The sequence below is a fragment of the Streptomyces sp. NPDC001816 genome, assembly GCF_042892235.1.
Lineage (GTDB): Bacteria > Actinomycetota > Actinomycetes > Streptomycetales > Streptomycetaceae > Streptomyces.
Map to the genome: position 1 here is coordinate 147,284 of NZ_JBIATY010000004.1, position 21,778 is coordinate 169,061.

The following is a 21,778-nucleotide window of genomic DNA, read 5'->3' on the forward strand; positions in this document are numbered from 1 at the left end:
AGATTGAGATCAAGAGACTTCATGTCGACACAACCACTACACTGATCTCCATGGAGGACGAGGTCGATCGGCTGGTCGCAGCGTGGCGCCGGGAGCGTCCGGACCTCGACGTGGAGCCGCTGGAAGTGCTCAGCCGGGTGAGCAGACTGGCCCGGCACCTGGACCGCGCACGCCGGCTCGCCTTTTCCGAGCACCAGCTCGAACCCTGGGAGTTCGACGTACTGACCGCGCTCAGGCGCGCGGGATCGCCGTACCAGCTCTCCCCCGGTCAGCTGCTGACGCAGACCCTGGTCACCTCCGGCACGATGACCAACCGGATCGACCGGCTCGCGAAGAAGGGCCTGGTGGAGCGACTGCCCGACCCGAGCGACCGGCGGGGCGTACTGGTCCGGCTGACCGACACGGGCCGGGACCGCGCGGACCAGGCACTGGCGGGCCTGCTGGAACAGGAGCGGGCGATCCTCGGTGAGCTGTCCCGAGCCCAGCGCGCCGAACTCGCCAGCCTGCTACGCCAGTTGACCGCCCCGTTCGACAACGTCCCCGGCTAGGTCCACCGGACCGACTCCGGCCCGCCGGGCGAGCGCCACGGCGGCCAGGGTCGAGTGGACGCCCAGCTTGCCGAGGACGTTCTGCATGTGGGTGCGCACGGTGTGCGGGGAGAGGAACAGGCGTTCGGCGACGGCCTTGCGGCCGAGGCCCGCGACCATGCAGCGCAGCACCTCCCGCTCGCGCGGGGTCAGCGACTCCACCAGCTGCTCGCTCTCGGTGCGGTGCTTGCGCGCGGCCGTCAGCTCCTTGAGGACGCCGGTGAGCAGGGCGGGCGGCAGATGAGTCTCGTCGCGCAGCACCCCCCGGATCACCGTCAGCAGCCGGGAGAGCGAGCAGTCCTTGGCGACCCAGCCGGAGGCACCCGCCTGCAGCGCGAGGGCCGCGCGCCGGGGGTCGTCCTTCTCGGCGAGGACCACCGTGCGCACCGCGGGCTGCGCCGAGCGGACGCCGACGACCAGTGAGATCCCGTCGACCAGGCCGTCCTCGTTGCCCTCCTGCACCGGCACGGCCGGGCGCACGCCGGGCAGGTTGCCGCCCAGGTCGGCGTCGACGAGCAGGACGTCGTAACGGCGGCCCTCGGCGGCCGCGCGCTCCAGGCAGCGCAGCGCGGCCGGGCCGCTGCCGGCAGCCGAGACGTCGACGTCGGGCTCGGCGGCGAGCGCCGCGGCCAGCGACTCGGCGAAGATACGGTGGTCGTCGACGACCAGGACTCGGATACGAACCACGAAACCCCCTTCCCCAGGCTCCGCGTGGAGCAGGGGATGACCAAGGTCCGGAGCACGACGACCCGCGCGGGCACGACACCTGCGGAAGGAACGCCGACCGCACGGCCGCCGCCGTTGCGGAAACTGCTACCCCCACCACAGGCGCCGTACCCGCCTGTCTCGCCCCCTGATATGCACCGGCCCCCACCGGTGCTGTTCATCAGAGTACGGATGGGAGCAGAGAGCGGAAGCCGATTTGCAGAACTGGCCGTCCGGCACGTTTATGGTGTGCCGCATGTTTCGTATTGAGGCGGAAGTCGACAAAGCCCGACGTGATCTGCTCCGCTCCCGGCTGCGGGACACCAACACGGCGGCCTCGCCGGTCCTGGCGGCGCTTCGGGGCACGCCGGGGGAGCGCGAAGTCCCGCTGCACGTCTGGGCGCTGGACCCGGCGGGAGACCTGGCCGGAGGTCTGGTCGGCCACACCTGGACGACCTGGATGCACGTCACCTACCTGTGGGTCGACTCCGCCCACCGCGGCACGGGCCTCGGCTCCCGCCTCCTCGCCGAGGCCGAGCACGTCGCCCGCACCGACCGCGGCTGCACGAGCGCCCGACTGGAGACGTGGGACTTCCAGGCACCGGAGTTCTACAAGAAGCAGGGATACGACGTGGTGTGCGTGATCCCCGACTATCCGCCGGGGATTACGGAGTTCACTTTGACGAAGCGGCTGGGGTGAGGCGGTCGCGCTTCTCTACGGCCCTTGCGGCGCCCGTTCACTCCGCAGCGAACCCCCATGTCCTTCGTGCTGTAGCGGGGAAGGTCGGTGGTGTCGATCGTCCAAGTGCCGAGGTCGGTAGCCACGGTGACCGGCTTGCCGTACGCGAGGTGCAGCCGGTTCTCATAGACGGGTCGGCCCTCGGCCCGGCCGATCCCCCACAGGTAGGTCCACGTTCCGTCGCGCAGGTCGAGGATCAGGTAGTGGGGGATGCCCATGGCGGGGTAGTCACGGGTCTTGTCCCGGTAGTCGTTGTCCGGGTTGGACGGGGAGACGATCTCGATCGCGAGGGTGATCTCGCGGGGGTCGAGAGGGTCGTCGGTGTCCATGGCGTCGTAGGAACAGACGTGAAGGTCCGGGACCCGCAGCTTGCCGAGTGCCTCGTCGTCGATGTCGGTCGCCTGGAAGACACCCAGCCCGTCAGGGAGTTCGGCGTCGAGTCGCTTCCGCAGGAGTGCTGCGGTCAGATGGTGGCGTGGGCGCGGGCTTATCGCAATGACGATCATCCCGTCACTGATCTCGGAGAGCATGAGGCACTGCTCCGGTCTGGTCCTGATCGCCTCGTACTCGACCCCGAACTCCCGATCGGCCGACCCCTACACTCGCGATTCCGCTACGAGCCCTACATGCGCGATCAAGCGTTCGCGGATGTGTGCCCATGCTGCACTGCGGCTCGCTGTCTCGGAGGGAAACGAGCAGCTGAGCGGCGTATTACCGGCTTGGGCAGAGGCGGGAAGGTGCTTCCCGGGCGCAGCGCATCGCGCCCCAGTACCGTAAAGCCGACACAGCGACCAGGGAGCCACGACCACAATGACCACGCACCCGGCAGAATCCGGCCCATCTCACCTGCCCCCCATGCGCACCATCGGCGAACTCCGCGCCTCCCTCACCATGGGCTACGGCTTTCCCGGTGATGCCGACGACTTCGAGGCCGAGCTGGCCCGCGAGATCAACCACTCCGACCCCGCCGACCTCTCCGGTGTCGTCCGCCTGGTGGAAGAGTTCCGTGGCCGGATCATCGCCCGCCAGGATCCCAACTTCGACACCGCCGTCACGGCAGCTGTCTCCGAGATCCGCGCGGCCCGAGGGACCTCCGAGTGACCAAGGAACATCAGCAGGTCGTCGCCGAGATCACACACGAGGCCCGCACCCGCTGTCTGGCCATCGGCGGAGGGGCACTCGAAGCCGTCGAGACCCTGCGCGCCGACCTGGAAAAGTCCCCGACGCTTGGGCGGCGCGCCCGAAACGCCGTCAGTGACATGAAGATCTACACGACCCGCATCGAAGCAACGGACACCAGCCCAGCCCTCACCGTCACCTACGTCTACGACGCACCGCCGCCCGAGCCCGGCCTGATTCGCATCGCTCTCGTGTCCCCCGTGCGCTTCGCGGGCGGCGGCACCGAGGTTTGAACCGGCACCGCCTCCCTGTCTAAGCCGATCCGGCCTGCCCCCGACGAAGGCACCGCCTCGAACGCCCGCGGGACCATGAAGCCCGCCGCCGCGCAGGACTCCTTCACCTCCTTGGCGGCGGAGTCCACGTCGGTGGACTCCGCCAGGGCGATCATCGAGCCGCCGAAGCCGCCGCCGGTCATGCGGGCGCCGAGCGCGCCGTTCGCCAAGGCGGCATCGACGACCATGTCCAGCTCCGGGCAGGAGATGCGGAAGTCATCGTGCAGGGAGGCGGCGTGCCTTCGGCGCCGAGTTCCTGAGCGCTGCTCCTCAGGTCGGTACTCAAACGGGAGGTGGTGGCGGAGGCGGGTAGGGCGGCCGGGGTGGGACCCTGAGCCCGGGCGGTCCCACCGGCGGTGGCGGCTGAGGCTCCATCGACCGCCGGGGGCGGGGGGCTGGCGGCCGGGGGACGAAGGGCGGTGCCGGGGCCGGCGGAGGCGGAGGAGGCAGCAGCGTCTCGTCGTCCGCGAGGAGGGATCCGCCGGCCCGCAGCCGCTCGATGGTCCGCTCGGCCCGGCGCCGGGCGCGGGGGTCGTCGTCGCGCCGGTAGACGAGCCCCACGGTGAGGGGGCCCTGCGGAAGCCCGAGCACGAGGCCGGGGCCACGGGTCTGCTCGGTGGAGATCAACTCGTAGCCGAGCGCGTACGCGACCCTCTCGGCCCGCTCCTTCAGGGACGCCCCGCCCCGGAGCTCCACCAGCCCCCGCCCGTCGAACCGGGACCGTATCTCGTCGTCGTCCATCAGCGGCTCCCGTACCTGGGCAGCTCCTCGGGGAAGTCGCGGGGGTTCTCGCACTCCGCCAGCTGATAAGCGTGCTCGGCGAGCCGGTAGGCGAAGTCGGTCAGGGCTTGGCCCAATGCCATGCCGGAGACCCTGGTCTTTCCCACCACATTGGCCTCGGCGACGACGGCGTAGGTCTGGTCGGCATCGCCCGCCCGGACACCGCGGGGAACGCAGGGGACGTAGACGGAGGAGCTGCCTCTGTCACCGTCGACCTCGGCCAGGGCCTCGATCCCGTCCGAGGACACGCGGACTGTGCGGCGGTCGGCGGAGCCGCCGTAGTGGCTGAGCCAGGCCTGCGGGGAGGCGTCGTCCACTCGCGCCGCACCCGAGAGGATCGAATCCGCGCTCGTGTATACGTGACAGGAGAAGCGCAGGTCCGCACCTTCGTGTCGACGCTTTGACCCTTCCTCCGCCGTTCGCGTACGTGGCAGCGTCCGGATCACCAAGTCGCGCTCGACGGCACCGTCGCACACTTTGGACGGCAGCCGCTCAAGCCCCGTCGTGAGGGCGAACCAGGCGCCTGCGCCGACGAGAAGAAAGCCGACCACGCAGGCAACGAATTTCTTCGCGCTGTACTCTCTTGCCCCACGTTTTGCGCTGCCGGACCGTTCACCCACGCGGACGCTCCTTCGAGTTGCTCAAGAATTCACTGGCGTCGTCCCAGCCTTCGTTGACGGCACCACGGATGGTGTCGTTCGTGCCGCCCTTGGGGAGATCCACATGATGCCGTTCCAAGGCATCCGAGACAGAGGACTGCGTCTGCTGATTGACCGAATCCCGGGTCGCGTACAGGTCCTTGGCGCTGGCGTAGAGGGCCCCGTCGCGGGCCCCTTCCAGCTCTTGGCCCTCCATCAGACGGTCCACGGCCAATCCGATGACTCCCCCGGCGAAACCGCCGACGGCAGCACCGGTCGCCGAACCCACGCGACCCTCGGGGAAAAGAGACACGGATCCGTACCCGACGCCGGTGCCGAGCCAGGTCTTGACGAAATCACCCTTTTTCTGAAGAGCGTCGTTGTAATCCTTCTCTCCCGCGACGACGGCTTGCACCTTCTCGTCCGCCACCGAATGAGCGACGATCCCCTCGATGATGCCCGCGTTCCGGCCGATGTCTTCGAGGACCTGCTTGCGAGAACCATCGAAGAGAGAGGGGTCCGAGAGATGTGCATCCAGGAGTCCACTGGTGTACACGCCTTCTCCGACGATGATTCCCGCTCGGCCTGCGGAATCCGCAGACACCGCTGAAAGGAATCGCGTCACGTCCGCGGTCTCCAGCCCCTCTGGGTCATCGCTGTTGGTGAGGAACACGACGGCATTGGAGCTTCCGAGTGCCCTGCTGATCTCCGGCATGTAGGAAGCCGCCATGTTGCCCAGGCTGTCACCCAGCCCCTTACTCACCAGGCCCGCGCCTCCATCTGGTTGTGCCACGGCGAACATGATGTTGGCCATGATCTTCACTTGGGCGGCGCTGTGAGGCGGCGCCGACGAGGTGAAGTCATTGACACCGACTCCGGTGACCGCACTTTGCAAGGCCCGCCCCAAGGACTCCCCCCGGTCCGTGAACTTGGTGGTGCCGAGCATGTGGTCCAGGTCCGACTTGGACTCGAAGGCGTGCTCGGCCGCCTCGGGGTTGTGGGAGAGGCCGTCGAACAGTCCCTCCAGCGGGTCCCGGCCGTTGCCGTCACCGAAGACGAGGTCCGTCGCGTCGTAGCCCTTGACCCACAGGTCGTCGGTGCTCGACTCACCCGCTCCCTTGTCCTGCTTGAAAAGCTTCTCGCGGTAGTCGTCCAGGAACTCGGTGTCGTACTGGCCTTTGCGCATGAGGCTGCTGATGACCTGGGAGCCGAGGGCGCCGATCGGGTTGGGCGACTTGTCGGCGCGGAAGTTCGTGTTGGTCTCGGCGAGCAGGTCCTTCTTCCAGTCCCGCATCGCGTCCGAGTCCGAGAAGGACGCCGTGGCCAGCGTCATGCTCAGGTTGCTCTGCAGGTCCTTCATCATGTCGAGTTCCGAGCCCCTGGCACCGGCGTGGGTGTAGGTCATCTCGGTCCAGAACCGGAGCGTCCCCTTGGCCCCCAGGCGCGTCGCGAACTGCTCCGCGAACAGGGGGTCGTCGTGGTACTTCGCCATCGTGCGGTTGAAGGCGGTGATGTCGTCCAGGGACATGTCGGCAGGCTTCTTGGCCATCTCCGCCAGCTCCTTGGCGGCCGCAACCGCCTTGGCCGCTTCGTCCCGGTCCGCGTAGGAGGCGTCGGAGAAGCCGTACTTGGCCTGGTCGACAAGGAGCTTCAGGGCCTCCGCGGCACTGGTGTCACTCTGCGTCGCCTTCGTCAGGATGCCCTCGATCTCCTTGCAGAAGGCGTCCACCACCTTCTGATCCGTCACCCCGGTCTTTCCGCTGGGGTCGGACGCCCAGTCGGGCCGGGTGTTCCCGGCGACGGTGAACGTGCCGCAGCCGGTGTCGACCACGGTCAGGTGCTGCTCTGCAGCCCGCCTGATCGCGTCGTTCAGCTGGGTGCGGTAGCCGATGAGTTCACCGCGTGTGTCGCTGAGGATCTTGGTGATGGAGTCGGCCTGGGTGTGCGCGTCGGCGAACTCGGCGGCCGTCCTGGAGATGAACTCGCGGCTGACGGTGGCGTTGACCCCCTTCCACTTGGCCTTGTCGGCCTGAGCCTTGAGGTTGTTCTCGGCGTCCTTCTGCAAGTCCGCGAGTTTCTTCGTCATCTGTTCCCAGTCGGTGACCGCTTCACCGAGCTTCGAGAAGTTGCCGTAACGGAGCGCGTCGAGGTCCATCGGCGTCAGTGGCCCTTCCGGTCGTCGAAGCCCTCGTCGAGCGTGGCGATGCTGCTGACCGCGCCGCCGATGTAGGAGTCGTCGGCTGCGTGCTGGTTCTTGGTGTACCTGAGATGGTTGGAGATGTGGGCGCAGGCGTCCAGCAGGGTTTTGGTCTGCTCGCTCCAGCGCTCCGTCACATGCTCCAGCGCGCCCCCAGGGCGAAACCCTCGCCCTTCAGCCCGCCAGCGGCCGCCTCAGAAGCCACGCGCGCGTGCCCGCTGTAGGCCGTGAAGTCGTTGAACAGGTCATGAGCCGCCTTGCCGACCGCCTCAAGATCCGCATGCCCTACTACGAGGTCTCCCTGCGTGCCGCCGCCTCCCGGGTCGGCCGGGTACTGGTTGAGCTGCATCTGTGTGGAAGGCTGATCGGCCGCCCGAGCCTTCGCCTGCTCCCACTCGTCCCACGCCATATGGGCCCTCCCCCGTGTCTCTCCCGGTCCACCGCCGGCTCTGCCGGACAGGTGCGAACGTGCGACCGCAACGCCGCGGTGAGCGCCATGTACATTACCGGCCCTTGCCAAGTTCCCTACTACGGCTTGGCACTTCGACGCCCGGCGCCGAGGTCTTGGACGACGACACCGGCCCCGTACACATCGATCGCGTACGAAGCCGGTGTGAGCCGTAGGAACCGATGCCGTCAGTCCACCCGCCGCGCCCCCGCCGAAGGCACCGCCTCAAAGACCCGCGGAGCCGTGAAGCCGGCCACGGCGAAAGCCTCCTCGACCGCCTTGGTGAGGGTGTCCACGTCCGTCGCCTCCGCGAGGACGATCGCCGAGCCGCCGAAGCCGCCGCCGGTCATGCGGGCGCCGAGTGCGCCGTTTGCGAGGGCGGTGTCGACGACCAGGTCCAGCTCCGGGCAGGAGATGCGGAAGTCGTCGCGCAGGGAGGCGTGGCCCTCGGTGAGGACGGGGCCGATGGCGCGGGTCTCGCCGGCGCGGAGGAGGGAGACCACGCGCTCCACTCGCTGGTCCTCCGTGACGACGTGCCGGACCAGGCGGACGATTTCTTCCTCGTCGCCGAGGCGGGCGAGGGCCGCGTCCAGGTCGGCGTAGGCGATGTCGCGCAGGGCGTCCACGCCGAGCAGGGCCGCGCCCTTCTCGCAGCCGGCCCGGCGCTTGCCGTACTCGCCGCCGCTGTGGGCGTGCTTGACCTGGGTGTCCACGACCAGCAGGCGCAGGCCCTCGGCGGCCAGGTCGAAGGGGATCTGCTGCTGGGACAGGTCGCGGGTGTCGAGGAAGAGGGCGTGCCCGGACTCGCAGCAGGCCGAGGCTGTCTGGTCCATGATGCCTGTCGGGGCGCCGACGTAGACGTTCTCGGCGCGCTGGCACAGGCGGGCCAGCTGCCAGCGCTGCAGGCCGAGGTCGTACAGGTCGGCCAGCGCGAGCGCGATCACGACCTCCAGGGACGCGGAGGAGGACAGGCCCGCGCCGGTCGGGACCGTGGAGGAGAGGTGGACGTCGGCGCCCGTGACCGGGTGACCGGCCTCGCGCAGGGCCCAGACCACGCCCGCCGGGTACGCCGTCCAGTTCGGGTCGCTCTGCGGGGCGAGGGAGTCGAGGCGCAGTTCCACGACCCCGCCCTGGACGTCCGCCGAGTGCAGGCGCAGGACGCCGTCGGTGCGGCGGGAGACGGCCGCGGTCGCCTGGTGCGGCAGCGCGAAGGGCATCACGAAGCCGTCGTTGTAGTCGGTGTGCTCGCCGATGAGGTTGACGCGCCCCGGTGCCGCCCAGACGCCCTCCGGTTCGGCTCCGTACAGCTCGGCGAAGCGCTCCCGGACCTGCTGTGCCCCCACTAGTGCTCCTTAGCGATGTGCTGCGCGAACTCCCACGCGTCCGCGACGATCCCCGCGAGGTCCGCGCGGGACGGGTTCCAGCCCAGCTTCTCGCGGGCCGTGTCCGCCGAGGCGACCAGGACCGCCGGGTCCCCCCCGCGGCGCGGGGCCACGACCTCGGGGATCGGGTGGCCGGTTACCTTACGGACGGTCTCGACGACCTCGCGGACGGAGAAGCCGCTGCCGTTGCCGAGGTTGCAGATCAGGTGCTCGCCCGGCCGCGCGGCCGTGAGGGCCAGCAGGTGGGCCTCGGCCAGGTCCGCGACGTGGATGTAGTCGCGGATGCAGGTGCCGTCCGGGGTCGGGTAGTCGTCGCCGTAGACCGAGATCGCCTCGCGTCGGCCCTGGGCGACCTGGAGGACCAGGGGGATCAGGTGCGATTCGGGGTCGTGGCGCTCGCCGTACGCCCCGTAGGCGCCGGCCACGTTGAAGTAGCGCAGGGACACCGCGGCCAGGCCGTGGGCGTTCGCCTCGCTGGTGATCATGTGGTCGACGGCGAGCTTGGTGGCGCCGTAGGGGTTGGTCGGCTTCGTCGGGGCGCTCTCCACGATCGGGACCTGCTCCGGCTCGCCGTAGGTGGCCGCGGTGGAGGAGAAGACCAGCTTGCGGACGCCCGCCTGGCGCATGGCGCCGAGCAGGGCCATGCTGCCGGCCACGTTGTTGTCCCAGTACTTCTCCGGCTTCACCACCGACTCGCCGACCTGCGAGGAGGCGGCGAAGTGCAGCACGCCGTCGTAGGAGGGGTCGAGCCACTTGGCGGCGTCGCGGATGTCGCCCTCGACGAACGCGGCACCGGCGGGCACGCCCTCGCGGAAGCCGGTGGAGAGGTTGTCGAGGACGGTGACCTCGTGTCCGGCCTCCAGCAGGTGCTGGGCCACCACGCTGCCGACGTAACCCGCACCGCCCGTCACCAGGTACTTCATGAACTCGCTACCTCTCGCAGTCGCTCGGCCGCGCGCTCCGGCGGCACATCGTTGATGAACACGTTCATGCCGGACTCGGAACCCGCGAGAAACTTCAGCTTGCCGGAAGTGCGGCGGATGGTGAAAAGCTCGAGGTGGAGCGCGAAGTCGTCCCTCGTCACACCGTCGAACTCCTCCAGCGCGCCGAACGGGGCCTGGTGCCAGGCCGCGATGTAGGGCGTGGGGGGCTCACCCGAGCCGAAGATCCGGTCGAAGCGCCTCAAGAGTTCCAGATAGATCTGGGGGAATTCTGTGCGTGCCGCCTCGTCGAGCGCGAGCAGATCGGGGACGCGGCGCTTCGGGTACAGGTGGACCTCGTAGGGCCAGTGCGCCGCGTGGGGCACGAAGGCCATCCAGTGTTCACCCTCAAGGACGACCCGCTCCCCGGCGAGTTCCTGCTCCAGGACGGCGTCGAACAGGTTCTCCCCGCCGGTCGCCTCCTTGTGGGCGGCGAGCGAGCGGAGCATCAGCGCGGTGCGGGGCGTGATGAAGGGGTAGGCGTAGATCTGACCGTGCGGGTGTCCGAGGGTCACGCCGATCTCTTCACCCCGGTTCTCGAAACAGAACACCTGCTCGACGGAGGGCAGGTGCGACAGCTCCGAGGTGCGGTCCGTCCAGGCGTCCAGCACCAGGCGGGCCTGCTCCTCGGTGAGGTCGGCGAAGGAGGCGTCGTGGTCGGAGGTGAAGCAGACGACCTCGCAGCGGCCGGAGTCGCCGGCCAGCGACGGGAAGCGGTTCTCGAAGACGACGACGTCGTACGTGGAGTCCGGGATCTCGCTCAGGCGGTCGCTCATGGATGGGCAGAGGGGACACTCGTCGGCCGGCGGATGGTACGTGCGGCCCTGTCGGTGGGAGGCGATCGCCACCGAGTCGCCGAGCAGCGCGTCGCGGCGGACCTCGGACGTGGTGATCGTACGGTCCAGCGGGCGGCGGTCGACGGCGTCCCGCACGGTGTCGTCCCGAAGGTCGTAGTAGATCAGCTCACGACCGTCGGCCAGCCGGGTCGAGGTCTTCTTCACAACAACTCGCCTTCCATCGCTGCCGAGGGTCGCTGTGGAGCGGGCATGTCCGCACCCAAGCACTCAACACAATCAAACATAACAGACCACAACCCGACAACACCCTGGACCATCACAATCAAACAAAGGACATCAACAGAAGTGTTCAATTGCTGAACGCGGAGGCATAGGTTCCGCTCCGGATCAGTTCGCGCAACGAAGCGAGTTCTCATGCAAACCCCCACATATGCCCCCACAGAACTGGCGGCGGAGCTACGGCTCCCCACGAACGGGCTGGACTACGCGATCCTGGCGATCTACTTCGTCGTCGTCCTCGGCATCGGCTTCGCGGCCCGGCGCTCGGTGAAGACCAGCCTCGACTTCTTCCTCTCCGGACGCTCGCTGCCCGCCTGGATCACCGGCCTCGCCTTCATCTCGGCGAACCTGGCGGCCACGGAGATCCTGGGCATGGCCGCGAACAGCGCCCAGTACGGCGCCTACACCGTGCACTGGTACTGGATCGGCGCCATCCCCGCCATGGTCTTCCTGGGCCTGGTGATGATGCCCTTCTACTACGGCAGCAAGGTCCGCTCGGTCCCCGAGTTCCTGCTGCTGCGCTTCGACCGGGGCGCCCACCTGCTCAGTTCGATCTTGTTCGCCTTCGCCGCCATCCTGATCGCCGGCGTCAACCTCTACGCCCTCGCGATCGTCGTCGAGGCCCTGCTCGGCTGGCCGCAGTGGGTGGCCATCGTGGTCGCCGGCGCCTTCGTGCTCGCGTACATCACGCTGGGCGGCCTGTCCTCCGCGATCTACAACGAGGTGCTGCAGTTCTTCGTGATCCTCGCCGCCCTCATCCCGATCACCGTCCTCGGCCTGAAGAAGGTCGGCGGCTGGAGCGGCCTGACCGACAAGCTCACCGCGCAGCACGGGCCGGACTTCGTCACGGCGTGGGGCGGCACGGGCATCGGCAGCGCCAACCCGCTCGGCGCCAACTGGCTGACCATCGTCCTCGGTCTCGGCTTCGTGCTCTCCTTCGGCTACTGGACCACCAACTTCGCCGAGGTGCAGCGCGCCCTGTCCGCGAAGAACCTCTCCGCCTCCCAGCGCACCCCGCTGATCGCCGCCTACCCGAAGATCTTCATCGTCTTCCTGGTGATGATCCCGGGCCTGGTCGCCGCAGCGATCATCCCGAGGTTCGGCGCCCCCGGCTCCGGTTACCAGTACAACGACGCCATCCCCTTCCTGATGGAGGAGCTGCTGCCCAACGGCGTCCTCGGCATCGCGGTCACCGGTCTGCTCGCCGCGTTCATGGCCGGCATGGCGGCCAACGTGTCGTCGTTCAACACGGTGTTCACCAACGACATCTGGGAGAAGTACGTGGTGGCCGGGCGCGAGGACGCGTACTACGTCCGCTTCGGCCGTCTGATCACCGTGATCGGCGTCTGTGCCTCCGTCGGCACGGCCTTCCTGGCCTCGTCGTTCTCGAACATCATGGCCTACCTGCAGACGCTGTTCTCCTTCTTCAACGTGCCGATGTTCGTCGTCTTCATCGTCGGCATGTTCTGGAAGCGCGCGTCCGTCAAGTCCGGCTTCTGGGGCCTGCTCGCCGGCACCGTCACCGCGATGGTCAACTACTTCGTCTTCTACAAGAAGGGCATCATCTCGATCCCCACCGACCAGGGCGCCAACTTCGTCTCCGCGATCGCGGGCTTCGTCGCCGGCGCGGTCGTCATGTTCGCGGTGTCCCTGTTCACCCGGCCGAAGCCGGCCGAGGAGCTGCAGGGTCTCGTCTACGGCACCCGCTCCCCCGGCATGGCCGAACCGCCCGCGCCCGGTGACGAGGCCTGGTACCGCAAGCCCGCCCTGCTGGGCTGGGGTGCGGTCATCCTGGCCGCCGCCTGCTACATCCCGTTCTCGTTCTGACCGCGGGAGGATGAGGAAACCATGACCGAGCATCCCGAGCACCCCCGCCGTCACGACCACTGGACCGAGGAAGAGGTCGCGCGGGAGGTCTTCGAGCTGGAGACCAAGTCCGCGACCGCGTCCCGCATCTTCGACCTGCGCCGCATCATCGGCGGGCTCTTCGTGGTCTACGGCGTCATCGTCACGATCGTCGGCATCACCGACTCCCAGGCCGCCATCGACAAGGCCCAGGGAGTCAACATCAACCTGTGGACCGGCATCGGCATGCTGCTCCTCGGCATCTTCTTCCTGGTGTGGCTGAAGTTGCGCCCGACTCCCCCGCCGTTGCCTCCGACGGAGAAGCAGTAGCCTCCGGCGGAGAAGCAGTAAGGGGTACGGCCGTCCCTTGGCTGTGGGTGCGTCGTGGCTGGTCGCGCAGTTCCCCGCGCCCCTAAAAACCTGCGTAGCTGCGGGCAGTCGTGCCGCTAGGGGCGGCACGGGTGGGCGCAGCGGCACCCCGCCGGCGCGGGCAAGCGACCCCACCCCGCCCAGCTACAGCTCCGGCCCCCCTGGATCCGTCAGGAGCCCTGCCCTGTCCAGCAACCCCGTCCGCGCCGCCAGTGCCGCCGCCTCCAAGCGCGAACCCACGCCCAGCTTCATCAGGACCCGCTGGACGTGGGTGCGGGCGGTGCTCGGGGCGATGCCCATGCCCGCCGCGATCAGGCGGGTGTCCTCGCCGTCGGCCACCCGCACCAGCACTTCGACCTCCCGCGGCGTCAGCATCTGCAGCAGCCGCTGCCCCTCGTCATCGGGCTGGGCCGCCGGATTGAGCAGCTCACCGAAGGCGCCCTGCAGCAGCTGCGGGGCCACCGCCGCCTCCCCCGCGCGGGCCTTCATGATGGCCCGCTCGACCCCCTCGATCCGCTCGTCGTGCCGTACGTACCCCGACGCACCGGCCGCGAAGGCCGCCGCGATACCCCGCGGCGACGGCACCGGGCCCAGCACCAGCACGGCCACCTGCGGACGGTCCCGCTTGATCTTCACCACCGGGTCGAAGGCGCCCGGCTCGGCCGGTGCCGCCGTCCCCAGCAGGCACACCTCCGGCGCCCGCGCGATCACCAGATCCGCCGCGCCCGCGGCCGGCGCCGCCGCCGCCAGCACCCGGTGCCCGCGCAGCTTCAACGCCGACGCCAACGCCTCCGCGAGCAGGCGATGGTCGTCGACGACCATGAGCCGCACTCCCATAGAGCAACCCCCCAGTCCCCCCCCATGGATGCCCCACTATGGCGCCCACCGGTCCAGCACGACAGAGGGCCGCCCCCCGGCGCCCCTGCCTTCATGCCCCCGGAAGCTACACGCTTGTTCGACGTCGCGCTGCCCCTATGCAGGAGAAGTGCCCCGGATCGACGAAATCCGGGGCACTCCCTGGTAATACCTGGCATTCACCCCGGGCGCTCTGAAGCGCCCGGGGGCGTGCGATCAGCCGCCCGCGCCGAACGCGAGCAGCAGATACTCCTTGTCGTACGACACCTTGTGCGCGTACGCGGCCGACATGAACAGCCGTCCCTGCCCGTACCGGATCTCCGCGTACTCCGGGGACATCGTGGACTCCGCCTGCCGTACGTCCTGCGTGGCCGGGTTCTCCAGCAGCTTGGTCGCCTTGAAGGAGCCGCCGTCGAGGCTGACGACCTGGCCGCCCTTGTTGTACGGCGGCTGCTTGTAGGCGAGCAGGTTGCCGCCGTCCATGCGCAGCGGGGAGATCGTGTAGCCGTCGCCGGCCTCGGCGCGCTGGCCGGTCTGCTTGCCGGTGGTCAGGTCGAAGGCGACGATCTCGTTGGTCTTGCTGTACTGGCCGGTGCCGTCGTGCTCCTCGGTCGGCACGTACAGCTTGCCGGCGCCCGCGACGACCTCCCGGCAGTCCTCGACGCGGGTGATGCCGTCGCAGCGGCCGGCGTAGGTGTCACCGGGCGCGGAGATGCGGGTGAGCAGCTTGCCGGTCTTGTTGTCGATGGAGAAGTAGTCCGAGATGCCGCTGCCGTCGCCCGCGCTGCTGCCGACGTCGGCGGCCACCACCAGCGGGTCGGTCGAGACGACGCTGGCGTACTCGATGCCCGTTGCCATCTGGTAGTCGGAGATCACCTTCCCGGAGGTCGGGTCGATGGTCTGGATGTGCAGCTGCCGGCTGCCGTAGCTGCCGCACTTGCGCACCGCGACCAGCTTGGGGCCGCCGCCGTAGCCGTCGTCGTAGCAGGAGTCCGTCGGCTTCGGCTGCCACAGCGGCTTGCCGGAGTTGATGTCGAACGCGGCACCGCCGCTGGTGCTGCCGACCGCGACGGTGTGCTGAGAGACCGTCACGTTCTCCAGGCTGACCACGGAGTCACCGGTCTTGACCGTCTTCGTCCACAGCTTGGTGCCCTTGCTGAGGTCGATGGCCGCGACCTGGCTGCATCCCGCGGTGGAGCCCTTCGCGGGCATCTTCGGCTGGAAGACGATCGCCGTCTTGTTGTCCGCGGTGACGTGCTTGCTGGCCGTGCACACCGGGCCGGGCAGCTTGAGCGTCCACAGCTTGGAGCCCTGGGCGACGTCGTAGCCGACGATCTCCGCGATCCCGCTCTTGGCGTACACCGTGTCGGTCAGCCAGGAGCCCGTGGTGACGACGGAGTCGTTCGTCTTGGGCATCGGGACCTTGAAGAGGAGCTTGGCGGCGGGGTTCGCCGGCACCTTCTCCTTGCCGCCCGAGGACGTGCCCCCGGAGCCGTCCTTACCGCCCGAGCCCCCGCTGGAGCTCGCGGTGTCGTCCTTCTTGCCGTCGCCCCCGGAGGACTTGGCGTACCAGACACCGCCGCCGACGATCAGGCCGATCACGACGAGCGCCGCGACGATGATGACGAGGGCGCTGTTGTTCTTCCCGCCGCCGGACTGCGCGGGCTGCGGAGCCATCGGCACGGTGGGAGCGCCCGGGTAGCCGTAACCCTGCGGCTGGGTGTACGAGTTCTGCGGCGCGCCGGGGTAGCCGTAGCCGGGCTGGGGCGGCTGCGGGGCCTGGGGTGCCTGCGGGTAGCCGTAGCCGGGCTGGGGCTGGGGTGCCTGCGGGTAGCCGTAGCCGGGCTGCGGGGCCTGGGGCGGCTGGGGTGCCGGGGGCTGGGGCGGGCCGAAGCCGCCCTGCTGCGGGGGCTGGTTCGGCGGCTGGTTCGGGGGCGGAGGAGGCGGCTGGGTCATGACGGAGGTACCTCGGTGAAGCTGTCGGGGCCGGACGGCGGAAGGAGGACGGGAGACGGGCCGGGACTCACTTGCCGAAGGCCATCATCAGCTTCTCCTTCGAGTCGTCGTTGCCGGACAACCGGGAGGAGGAGATGAAGAAACGCCCGTCGGCCCACGCGACGTCGCCGTCGAAGAAGGAGTCCTCGATCTCCGCGGTGCCCGCCGGGTTCTGCAGCACCTTGGCCGGGGTGTGCGAGCCGCCGGAGGTCGGGATCGACACGATCTGGCCGCCCGCCTCGTACGACGGCTGCACATACGCGATCAGCTTGCCGCCCTCGGTCCGCAGCGGGGACATCGACTCGTCCGCGGGGGACTTGACGCGCCACTTCTGCTTGCCGTTGGCCAGGCTGATGGCGACGATCTCGTTGGCGCCGGTCGTGGTGTCGGTGGGCAGGTAGAGCGTGTCGCCGTCGACGGCGACGCCCTGGCAGCCCTGCAGGTCGCGTTCGAGGACCGCCCAGCCGCAGTGCGGGGCGAACTTCTCGTCCACCTTGACCTCCGAGCGGAACTTGCCGTCCTTGGTGAAGGTGGAGATGTTCCAGGCCTTCTTGCTCTGGTTGGTCAGGTAGACCACCAGCGGGTCGAGGGAGTACGTCCGCGCGACCGTCCAGCCCTTCTTGACCGGCTGCGTCCACTTCACCTTGCCGCTGGCCGGGTCGAGTTCCTGGATCTCGTCGTGCTCGTTGCTGCCGCCGGCGCCGCAGGAGGCCACCTGGACCAGCCGGCCCGGGCCGCCCGCGAACGCGGTCGGGAAGCAGGCCGTGCCGTACTTCTTCTTGTCGAACAGCTTGTGGCCGGTCTCCAGGTCGTACGCCGTGCCCGACTGCGAACGGCCCACCATCAGCGTCTTTCCGCTGATGGTCAGCTCGATGCTGATCGCGCTGTCGAACAGCGCGCCGTCGGCGACCTCGCCGCTCCAGCCCTTCTTGCCGGTGTTCAGGTCGATCTGCTGGATCTGGTTGCACTTGGCGCGGTCGCTGACGCCGCTCATGTACGCCACGACGATCTTGTCGTCGGCGGACTTCTCCGGGGTGACCGCGCAGATCTTCTGCGGGAAGGCGATCGGGTCCCAGGTCGGGTTGCCGTTGCCGACGTTGTAGGCGACGAGTTGCTTGTACGCCGCCTTCACCGCCGTCTTGCCGGTGATCCACATGCCGGGTGCGTCGGCACCGGAACCGGGGGCGTCGGGTGCGGTCTTGTACCAGAGCACCTTCGCCTCGCCGGGCTTGCGGCCGGCGTTGAGGTTCTCCGGGTCCGCGCCGCCGTCGCCGCTGCCGTCACCGGGGTTGACCGGGTCACCGGAGGACTGCTTGCCGTCGTCGCTCTTCTGGGCGACGGGCTTCTTGCCGCTGCCGTCGTCGCTCGTCAGCGCGTAGACGGTGCCGCCGATGACGGCCAGCGCGGCCACCGCGGCACCGATGATCAGCGCCGTCCGCCCCTTGGACGCCGGCTTCCCGCCGTAGGGGGCACCGGGCACGGTGCCTGGCGCGCCCGGGAACTGGGGCGGCTGCTGCGGATAGCCGTAGCCGGGCTGGGCGGCGTACGGGCCGGGCTGCGGGGGCTGGGCGTACGGGCCCGGTGCGCCGGCTCCGGGTGCGCCGGGGGCTGCGTACGGGCCCGGCTGGGCGTAGGGGCCGGGCTGCTGCGGGTAGCCGTAGCCGGGCTGGGGCTGCGGGGGCTGGGCCGGTGCCTGGGGCGGCTGGGCCGCCGGCGGCGGTGGCGACTGCGGGGCCCCGAATCCGCCACCGTGCGGCGGCTGGTCCTGCGGCGGTCCGAAGCCGCCCTGCGGCGGCTGGTTGGGCGGCTGAGCCATCAGCGCGTTCCCCCGTTCGATCACTGATTTTTAGCCACGCCCTGAGGTTCGTGATGACCCAGAGTCGTACTCAGAAAGTTCTCAGACGGCTCTTTCTATCACTCACAACTGACAAGGCACGGGGCCGGTTCACCCCCTGTTCCCAAGGGAGGACCGGCCCGTGATGCCCTCGTTATACGCCTTCACGCACCCTTCACGCGTCCTCGGCCAGTTCCAGCCAGCGCAGCTCCAGTTCCTCGCGCTCGGTGGCCAGATCGCGCAACTGGCCGTCCAGTTCGGCGACCTTCGCGAAGTCCGTGGCGTTCTCGGCGATCTGAGCATGCAGCTTGGACTCCTTCTCGGAGACCTTGTCCAACTGGCGCTCGATCCGCTGGAGTTCCTTCTTGGCGGCGCGCTGGTCGGCGGCGCTCTTCTCCGACGCGTCCGGCTTGGGCGCGGTGGCGGCGGCCTGTGCGGCGACCGCCTCCTCCATCCGCTGACGCCGCTCCAGGTACTCGTCGATGCCGCGCGGCAGCATCCGCAGGGCGCCGTCGCCGAGGAGGGCGAACACCCGGTCCGTGGTGCGCTCCACGAAGAACCGGTCGTGGGAGATGACGATCATCGAGCCGGGCCAGCCGTCGAGGACGTCCTCCAGCTGGGTGAGGGTCTCGATGTCGAGGTCGTTGGTGGGCTCGTCGAGGAAGAGGACGTTGGGCTCGTCCATCAGCAGGCGCAGCAACTGCAGGCGCCGGCGCTCACCACCGGACAGGTCGCCGACCGGCGTCCACTGCTTCTCCTTGCTGAAGCCGAACGTCTCGCACAGCTGGCCGGCGGTCAGCTCGCGTCCCTTGCCGAGGTCGACGCGCTCCCGGACCTGCTGCACGGCCTCCAGGACCCGCCAGGTGGGGTCGAGTTCGGCGACCTCCTGGGAGAGGTAGGCGAGCTTGACGGTCTTCCCGACCGCGACCCGGCCGCCCGCCGGCTGCGCCTCGCCCTCGGTCCGCGCCGCCTCGGCCATGGCCCGCAGCAGGGAGGTCTTGCCGGCGCCGTTGACGCCGACGAGGCCGATGCGGTCGCCGGGGCCGAGCTGCCAGGTGACGTGCTTGAGCAGCACCTTGGGTCCGGCCTGCACGGTGACGTTCTCCAGGTCGAAGACCGTCTTGCCGAGGCGGGAGGAGGCGAACTTCATCAGCTCGCTGCTGTCCCGGGGCGGCGGCACGTCCGCGATCAGCTCGTTGGCGGCCTCCACCCGGAAGCGCGGCTTGGAGGTGCGCGCGGGCGCCCCGCGACGCAGCCAGGCCAGCTCCTTGCGGATGAGGTTCTGCCGCTTGGCCTCCTCGGTCGCGGCGATCCGCTCGCGCTCCGCGCGCGCGAAGACGTAGTCGGAGTAGCCGCCCTCGTACTCGTAGACGTCGCCGCGCTGCACGTCCCACATGCGGGTGCAGACCTGGTCGAGGAACCAGCGGTCGTGCGTCACGCAGACCAGCGCCGAGCGGCGGCTTTGCAGGTGCCGGGCCAGCCAGGAGATGCCCTCGACGTCGAGGTGGTTGGTGGGCTCGTCGAGGACGATCAGGTCCTGTTCCTCGATGAGCAGCTTGGCGAGCGCGATACGGCGCCGCTCGCCACCGGACAGCGGCCCGATGACGGTGTCGAGCCCCTTCGGGAAGCCGGGCAGGTCGAGCCCGCCGAACAGCCCGGTGAGCACGTCCCTGACCTTGGCGTTGCCGGCCCACTCGTGGTCGGCCATGTCGCCGATGACCTCGTGGCGGACGGTGGCGGCAGGGTCGAGGGAGTCGTGCTGGGTGAGGACGCCGAGGCGCAGCCCGCCGGAGTGGGTGACGCGTCCGGTGTCGGCCTCCTCCACCTTGGCGAGCATCCGGATGAGCGTGGTCTTGCCGTCGCCGTTGCGGCCCACCACACCGATCCGGTCGCCCTCGGACACACCGAGCGAGACGCCGTCCAGCAGGGCACGGGTGCCGTACACCTTGCTGACGTTCTCGACATTGACCAGGTTGACGGCCATTTCACTCCTGCCAAGGGGGACGGATCGACCTTCCAGCGTAGTCGGCGGCGGCCGTGCCCCTTCCCGCCGCAGGTCAGCGGCCTCAGGCAGGCAGTACGGTGGCGCCGGACGCGGGCGCCGTCGCCGTGCGCACCGTGCGGCAGGTGCCGGAAGCCCGCAGGGCCTCGGCGACCTTCGACGCGGACTCCGCGTCGCGGGCGAGGAAGGCCGTCGTGGGGCCCGAACCGGAGACGAGCGCGGTGAGCGCGCCCGCGCCACGACCCGCGTCGAGGGTGTCGGCCAGCTCCGGGAAGAGGGAGAGCGCGGCGGGCTGCAGATCGTTGGAGACGGTGGCCGCGAGCGCTTCGGGGTCGCCCTTGGCGAGCGCGTCGAGCAGGTCGGCGCAGGCGGTCGGCTCGGGGATCGTACGGCCCTCGGCAAGACGGTCGAACTCGCGGAAGACGGCCGGGGTGGACAGCCCGCGTTCGGCCATCGCGAACACCCAGTGGAAGGTGCCGCCGACCTCCAGGGCGGTCAGCTGCTCACCGCGCCCGACACCGAGGGCCGCGCCCCCGACCAGACTGAACGGCACGTCGCTGCCGAGATCGGCGCAGATGGCGAGCAGTTCGGCACGGGAGGCGCCGGCGCTCCAGAGCGTGTTGCACGCGAGAAGCGCACCCGCGCCGTCCGCGCTGCCGCCCGCCATGCCGCCCGCGACCGGGATGTCCTTGGCGATGTGGATGTGCACGGCCGGCTCGATGCCGCGGCGTTCGGCGAGCGCGACGGCCGCACGCGCGGCGAGGTTGGTGCCGTCCAGGGGGACCTGGCTCGCGTCCGGCCCCTCGCAGGTGATGCGGAGCCGGTCCGCCGGCGTGACGGTGACCTCGTCGTACAGACCGACCGCGAGGAACACGTTGGCCAGGTCGTGGAACCCGTCGGGGCGGGCGGCCCCCACCGCGAGCTGGACGTTGACCTTCGCCGGTACCCGGACCGTCACGCTCACTTGCCCGCCTCCTTGTGCTCGGCGATCCGAGCGAACTCCTCGACCGTCAGTGACTCCCCGCGCGCCTGCGGCGAGATCCCGGCCGCGACCAGCGCCGCCTCGGCGGCCGGGGCGGACCCGGCCCACCCGGCGAGCGCCGCGCGCAGGGTCTTCCTGCGCTGCGCGAACGCCGCGTCGACGACCGCGAAGACCTCGCGCCTCGACGCCGTCGTGCTGAGCGGCTCAGCCCGCCGGACCAGCGAGACGAGCCCGCTGTCGACGTTCGGCGCGGGCCAGAAGACGTTGCGCCCGATGGCCCCGGCCCGCTTCACGTCCGCGTACCAGTTGGCCTTCACGGACGGGACGCCGTACACCTTGGAGCCGGGCGCGGCGGCCAGCCGGTCGGCGACCTCGGACTGCACCATCACGAGCGTCCGCTCGATGCTCGGGAAGGTTTCGAGCATGTGCAGCAGCACCGGTACGGCCACGTTGTACGGCAGGTTCGCCACCAGGGCCGTCGGCGGCGGTCCGGGCAGTTCGGCGACGTGCATGGCGTCGGAGTGCACCAGCGCGAACCGCTCGGCGCGTTCCGGCATGCGCGCGGCGACGGTCGCGGGCAGCGCGCCGGCCAGCACGTCGTCGATCTCGACGGCGGTGACCCGGTCGGCGGCCTCCAGCAGCGCGAGCGTGAGGGAGCCGAGCCCCGGGCCGACCTCGACGACCACGTCGTCGGGGCGGACCTCGGCGGTACGGACGATACGGCGGACCGTGTTGGCGTCGATCACGAAGTTCTGGCCGCGCTGCTTGGTGGGACGGACACCGAGCGCTGCCGCCAGCTCACGGATGTCGGCGGGGCCGAGGAGGGCGTCGGGGGTGGGGCTGCTCACGGGACAAGGGTACGGGGGTGTGGACAGCCCGGTTGCCAGGGCGTCGGCCGACGGTGGTGGGACTG

At 69.7% G+C, this 21,778-nt stretch carries 22 protein-coding genes and 1 pseudogene; 6 read left to right on the plus strand and 17 right to left on the minus strand.

Annotation, left to right across the window (positions count from 1 at the left end; all coding sequences use genetic code 11):
• Positions 1 to 50 precede the first annotated feature (50 nt).
• Positions 51 to 548, plus strand: a complete 498-nt coding sequence (tamR, locus tag ACFYZZ_RS16180) for a MarR family transcriptional regulator TamR (protein ID WP_389175984.1) — start codon at positions 51 to 53, stop codon at positions 546 to 548.
• Here the strand turns inward: tamR and ACFYZZ_RS16185 are convergent.
• Entirely contained in the window at positions 507 to 1,274 is a 768-nt protein-coding gene (locus ACFYZZ_RS16185) for a LuxR C-terminal-related transcriptional regulator (RefSeq protein ID WP_386573236.1), read from the minus strand. The genes tamR and ACFYZZ_RS16185 overlap by 42 nt on opposite strands.
• Positions 1,275 to 1,536: 262 nt before the next feature.
• Between ACFYZZ_RS16185 and ACFYZZ_RS16190 the strand changes: the two genes are divergently transcribed.
• On the plus strand, positions 1,537 to 1,992 hold the full coding sequence (locus ACFYZZ_RS16190) for a GNAT family N-acetyltransferase (protein ID WP_389176866.1): 456 nt from the start codon (positions 1,537 to 1,539) through the stop codon (positions 1,990 to 1,992).
• Here the strand turns inward: ACFYZZ_RS16190 and ACFYZZ_RS16195 are convergent.
• Complete coding sequence (locus tag ACFYZZ_RS16195) at positions 1,944 to 2,561, minus strand: Uma2 family endonuclease (protein WP_389175986.1); 618 nt, start codon at positions 2,559 to 2,561, stop codon at positions 1,944 to 1,946. The two genes, ACFYZZ_RS16190 and ACFYZZ_RS16195, sit on opposite strands and share 49 nt — an antisense overlap.
• A 325-nt stretch (positions 2,562 to 2,886) precedes the next feature.
• Here ACFYZZ_RS16195 and ACFYZZ_RS16200 point away from each other — a divergent pair, with 325 nt between their 5' ends.
• The gene (locus tag ACFYZZ_RS16200) at positions 2,887 to 3,132 is read left to right on the plus strand and encodes a hypothetical protein (RefSeq protein WP_389175988.1); all 246 of its coding nucleotides are present in this window, start codon (positions 2,887 to 2,889) and stop codon (positions 3,130 to 3,132) included.
• On the plus strand, positions 3,129 to 3,443 hold the full coding sequence (locus tag ACFYZZ_RS16205) for a hypothetical protein (RefSeq protein ID WP_389175990.1): 315 nt from the start codon (positions 3,129 to 3,131) through the stop codon (positions 3,441 to 3,443). Before ACFYZZ_RS16200 ends, ACFYZZ_RS16205 begins: the two co-directional genes overlap by 4 nt.
• A gap of 26 nt (positions 3,444 to 3,469) precedes the next feature.
• Here the strand turns inward: ACFYZZ_RS16205 and ACFYZZ_RS16210 are convergent.
• The 9 genes and pseudogenes from ACFYZZ_RS16210 to galT all read right to left on the minus strand — a co-directional run.
• Positions 3,470 to 3,715, minus strand: a pseudogene (locus tag ACFYZZ_RS16210) (galactokinase); the annotation flags it as partial.
• A gap of 49 nt (positions 3,716 to 3,764) precedes the next feature.
• The gene (locus ACFYZZ_RS16215; protein ID WP_389175991.1) at positions 3,765 to 4,223 is read right to left on the minus strand and encodes a hypothetical protein; all 459 of its coding nucleotides are present in this window, start codon (positions 4,221 to 4,223) and stop codon (positions 3,765 to 3,767) included.
• Positions 4,223 to 4,882 (minus strand): hypothetical protein, encoded by a 660-nt coding sequence (locus ACFYZZ_RS16220; protein ID WP_389175993.1) that lies wholly within the window; start codon positions 4,880 to 4,882, stop codon positions 4,223 to 4,225. Before ACFYZZ_RS16220 ends, ACFYZZ_RS16215 begins: the two co-directional genes overlap by 1 nt.
• A complete protein-coding gene (locus ACFYZZ_RS16225; RefSeq protein WP_389175994.1) occupies positions 4,875 to 7,055 on the minus strand; it encodes a hypothetical protein in 2,181 nt (726 codons plus the stop codon). Before ACFYZZ_RS16225 ends, ACFYZZ_RS16220 begins: the two co-directional genes overlap by 8 nt.
• 5 nt (positions 7,056 to 7,060) lie before the next feature.
• Positions 7,061 to 7,234 (minus strand): hypothetical protein, encoded by a 174-nt coding sequence (locus ACFYZZ_RS16230; RefSeq protein ID WP_389175995.1) that lies wholly within the window; start codon positions 7,232 to 7,234, stop codon positions 7,061 to 7,063.
• Positions 7,231 to 7,506, minus strand: coding sequence for a hypothetical protein (locus tag ACFYZZ_RS16235; RefSeq protein WP_389175997.1), 276 nt, complete (start codon positions 7,504 to 7,506; stop codon positions 7,231 to 7,233). The genes ACFYZZ_RS16230 and ACFYZZ_RS16235 overlap by 4 nt, the downstream gene beginning before the upstream one ends.
• 227 nt (positions 7,507 to 7,733) lie before the next feature.
• Positions 7,734 to 8,888 carry a galactokinase gene (gene galK, locus ACFYZZ_RS16240; RefSeq protein WP_389175999.1) on the minus strand — a complete coding sequence of 385 codons (1,155 nt, stop codon included), beginning with the start codon at positions 8,886 to 8,888 and terminating at the stop codon, positions 7,734 to 7,736.
• Positions 8,888 to 9,850 carry a UDP-glucose 4-epimerase GalE gene (gene galE, locus ACFYZZ_RS16245; RefSeq protein ID WP_389176001.1) on the minus strand — a complete coding sequence of 321 codons (963 nt, stop codon included), beginning with the start codon at positions 9,848 to 9,850 and terminating at the stop codon, positions 8,888 to 8,890. The genes galK and galE overlap by 1 nt, the downstream gene beginning before the upstream one ends.
• Positions 9,847 to 10,908, minus strand: coding sequence for a galactose-1-phosphate uridylyltransferase (gene galT, locus ACFYZZ_RS16250; RefSeq protein ID WP_389176003.1), 1,062 nt, complete (start codon positions 10,906 to 10,908; stop codon positions 9,847 to 9,849). The genes galE and galT overlap by 4 nt, the downstream gene beginning before the upstream one ends.
• Before the next feature lie 210 nt (positions 10,909 to 11,118).
• Here galT and ACFYZZ_RS16255 point away from each other — a divergent pair, with 210 nt between their 5' ends.
• Together ACFYZZ_RS16255 and ACFYZZ_RS16260 are read left to right on the plus strand one after the other, a co-directional pair.
• Complete coding sequence (locus tag ACFYZZ_RS16255; protein ID WP_389176005.1) at positions 11,119 to 12,810, plus strand: sodium:solute symporter family protein; 1,692 nt, start codon at positions 11,119 to 11,121, stop codon at positions 12,808 to 12,810.
• 21 nt (positions 12,811 to 12,831) lie between these two features.
• Positions 12,832 to 13,158: a hypothetical protein gene (locus ACFYZZ_RS16260; protein ID WP_389176007.1), complete on the plus strand. Its 327-nt coding sequence runs from the start codon at positions 12,832 to 12,834 to the stop codon at positions 13,156 to 13,158.
• Positions 13,159 to 13,341: 183 nt separating this feature from the next.
• On the opposite strand, the gene ACFYZZ_RS16265 is transcribed toward ACFYZZ_RS16260, so the two are convergent.
• The 6 genes from ACFYZZ_RS16265 to rsmA form a co-directional block, all read right to left on the minus strand.
• Positions 13,342 to 14,034, minus strand: coding sequence for a LuxR C-terminal-related transcriptional regulator (locus ACFYZZ_RS16265; protein WP_389176009.1), 693 nt, complete (start codon positions 14,032 to 14,034; stop codon positions 13,342 to 13,344).
• A 234-nt stretch (positions 14,035 to 14,268) separates the two neighbouring features.
• Positions 14,269 to 16,008: a PQQ-binding-like beta-propeller repeat protein gene (locus tag ACFYZZ_RS16270; RefSeq protein WP_389176011.1), complete on the minus strand. Its 1,740-nt coding sequence runs from the start codon at positions 16,006 to 16,008 to the stop codon at positions 14,269 to 14,271.
• Between the two features lie 67 nt (positions 16,009 to 16,075).
• Positions 16,076 to 17,863: a PQQ-binding-like beta-propeller repeat protein gene (locus ACFYZZ_RS16275; protein WP_389176013.1), complete on the minus strand. Its 1,788-nt coding sequence runs from the start codon at positions 17,861 to 17,863 to the stop codon at positions 16,076 to 16,078.
• Between the two features lie 193 nt (positions 17,864 to 18,056).
• Positions 18,057 to 19,865, minus strand: coding sequence for an ABC-F family ATP-binding cassette domain-containing protein (locus tag ACFYZZ_RS16280; RefSeq protein ID WP_389176015.1), 1,809 nt, complete (start codon positions 19,863 to 19,865; stop codon positions 18,057 to 18,059).
• 82 nt (positions 19,866 to 19,947) lie between these two features.
• Positions 19,948 to 20,847: a 4-(cytidine 5'-diphospho)-2-C-methyl-D-erythritol kinase gene (locus ACFYZZ_RS16285; protein WP_389176017.1), complete on the minus strand. Its 900-nt coding sequence runs from the start codon at positions 20,845 to 20,847 to the stop codon at positions 19,948 to 19,950.
• Complete coding sequence (gene rsmA, locus ACFYZZ_RS16290; RefSeq protein ID WP_389176019.1) at positions 20,844 to 21,713, minus strand: 16S rRNA (adenine(1518)-N(6)/adenine(1519)-N(6))-dimethyltransferase RsmA; 870 nt, start codon at positions 21,711 to 21,713, stop codon at positions 20,844 to 20,846. The genes ACFYZZ_RS16285 and rsmA overlap by 4 nt, the downstream gene beginning before the upstream one ends.
• Positions 21,714 to 21,778: the final 65 nt, after the last annotated feature.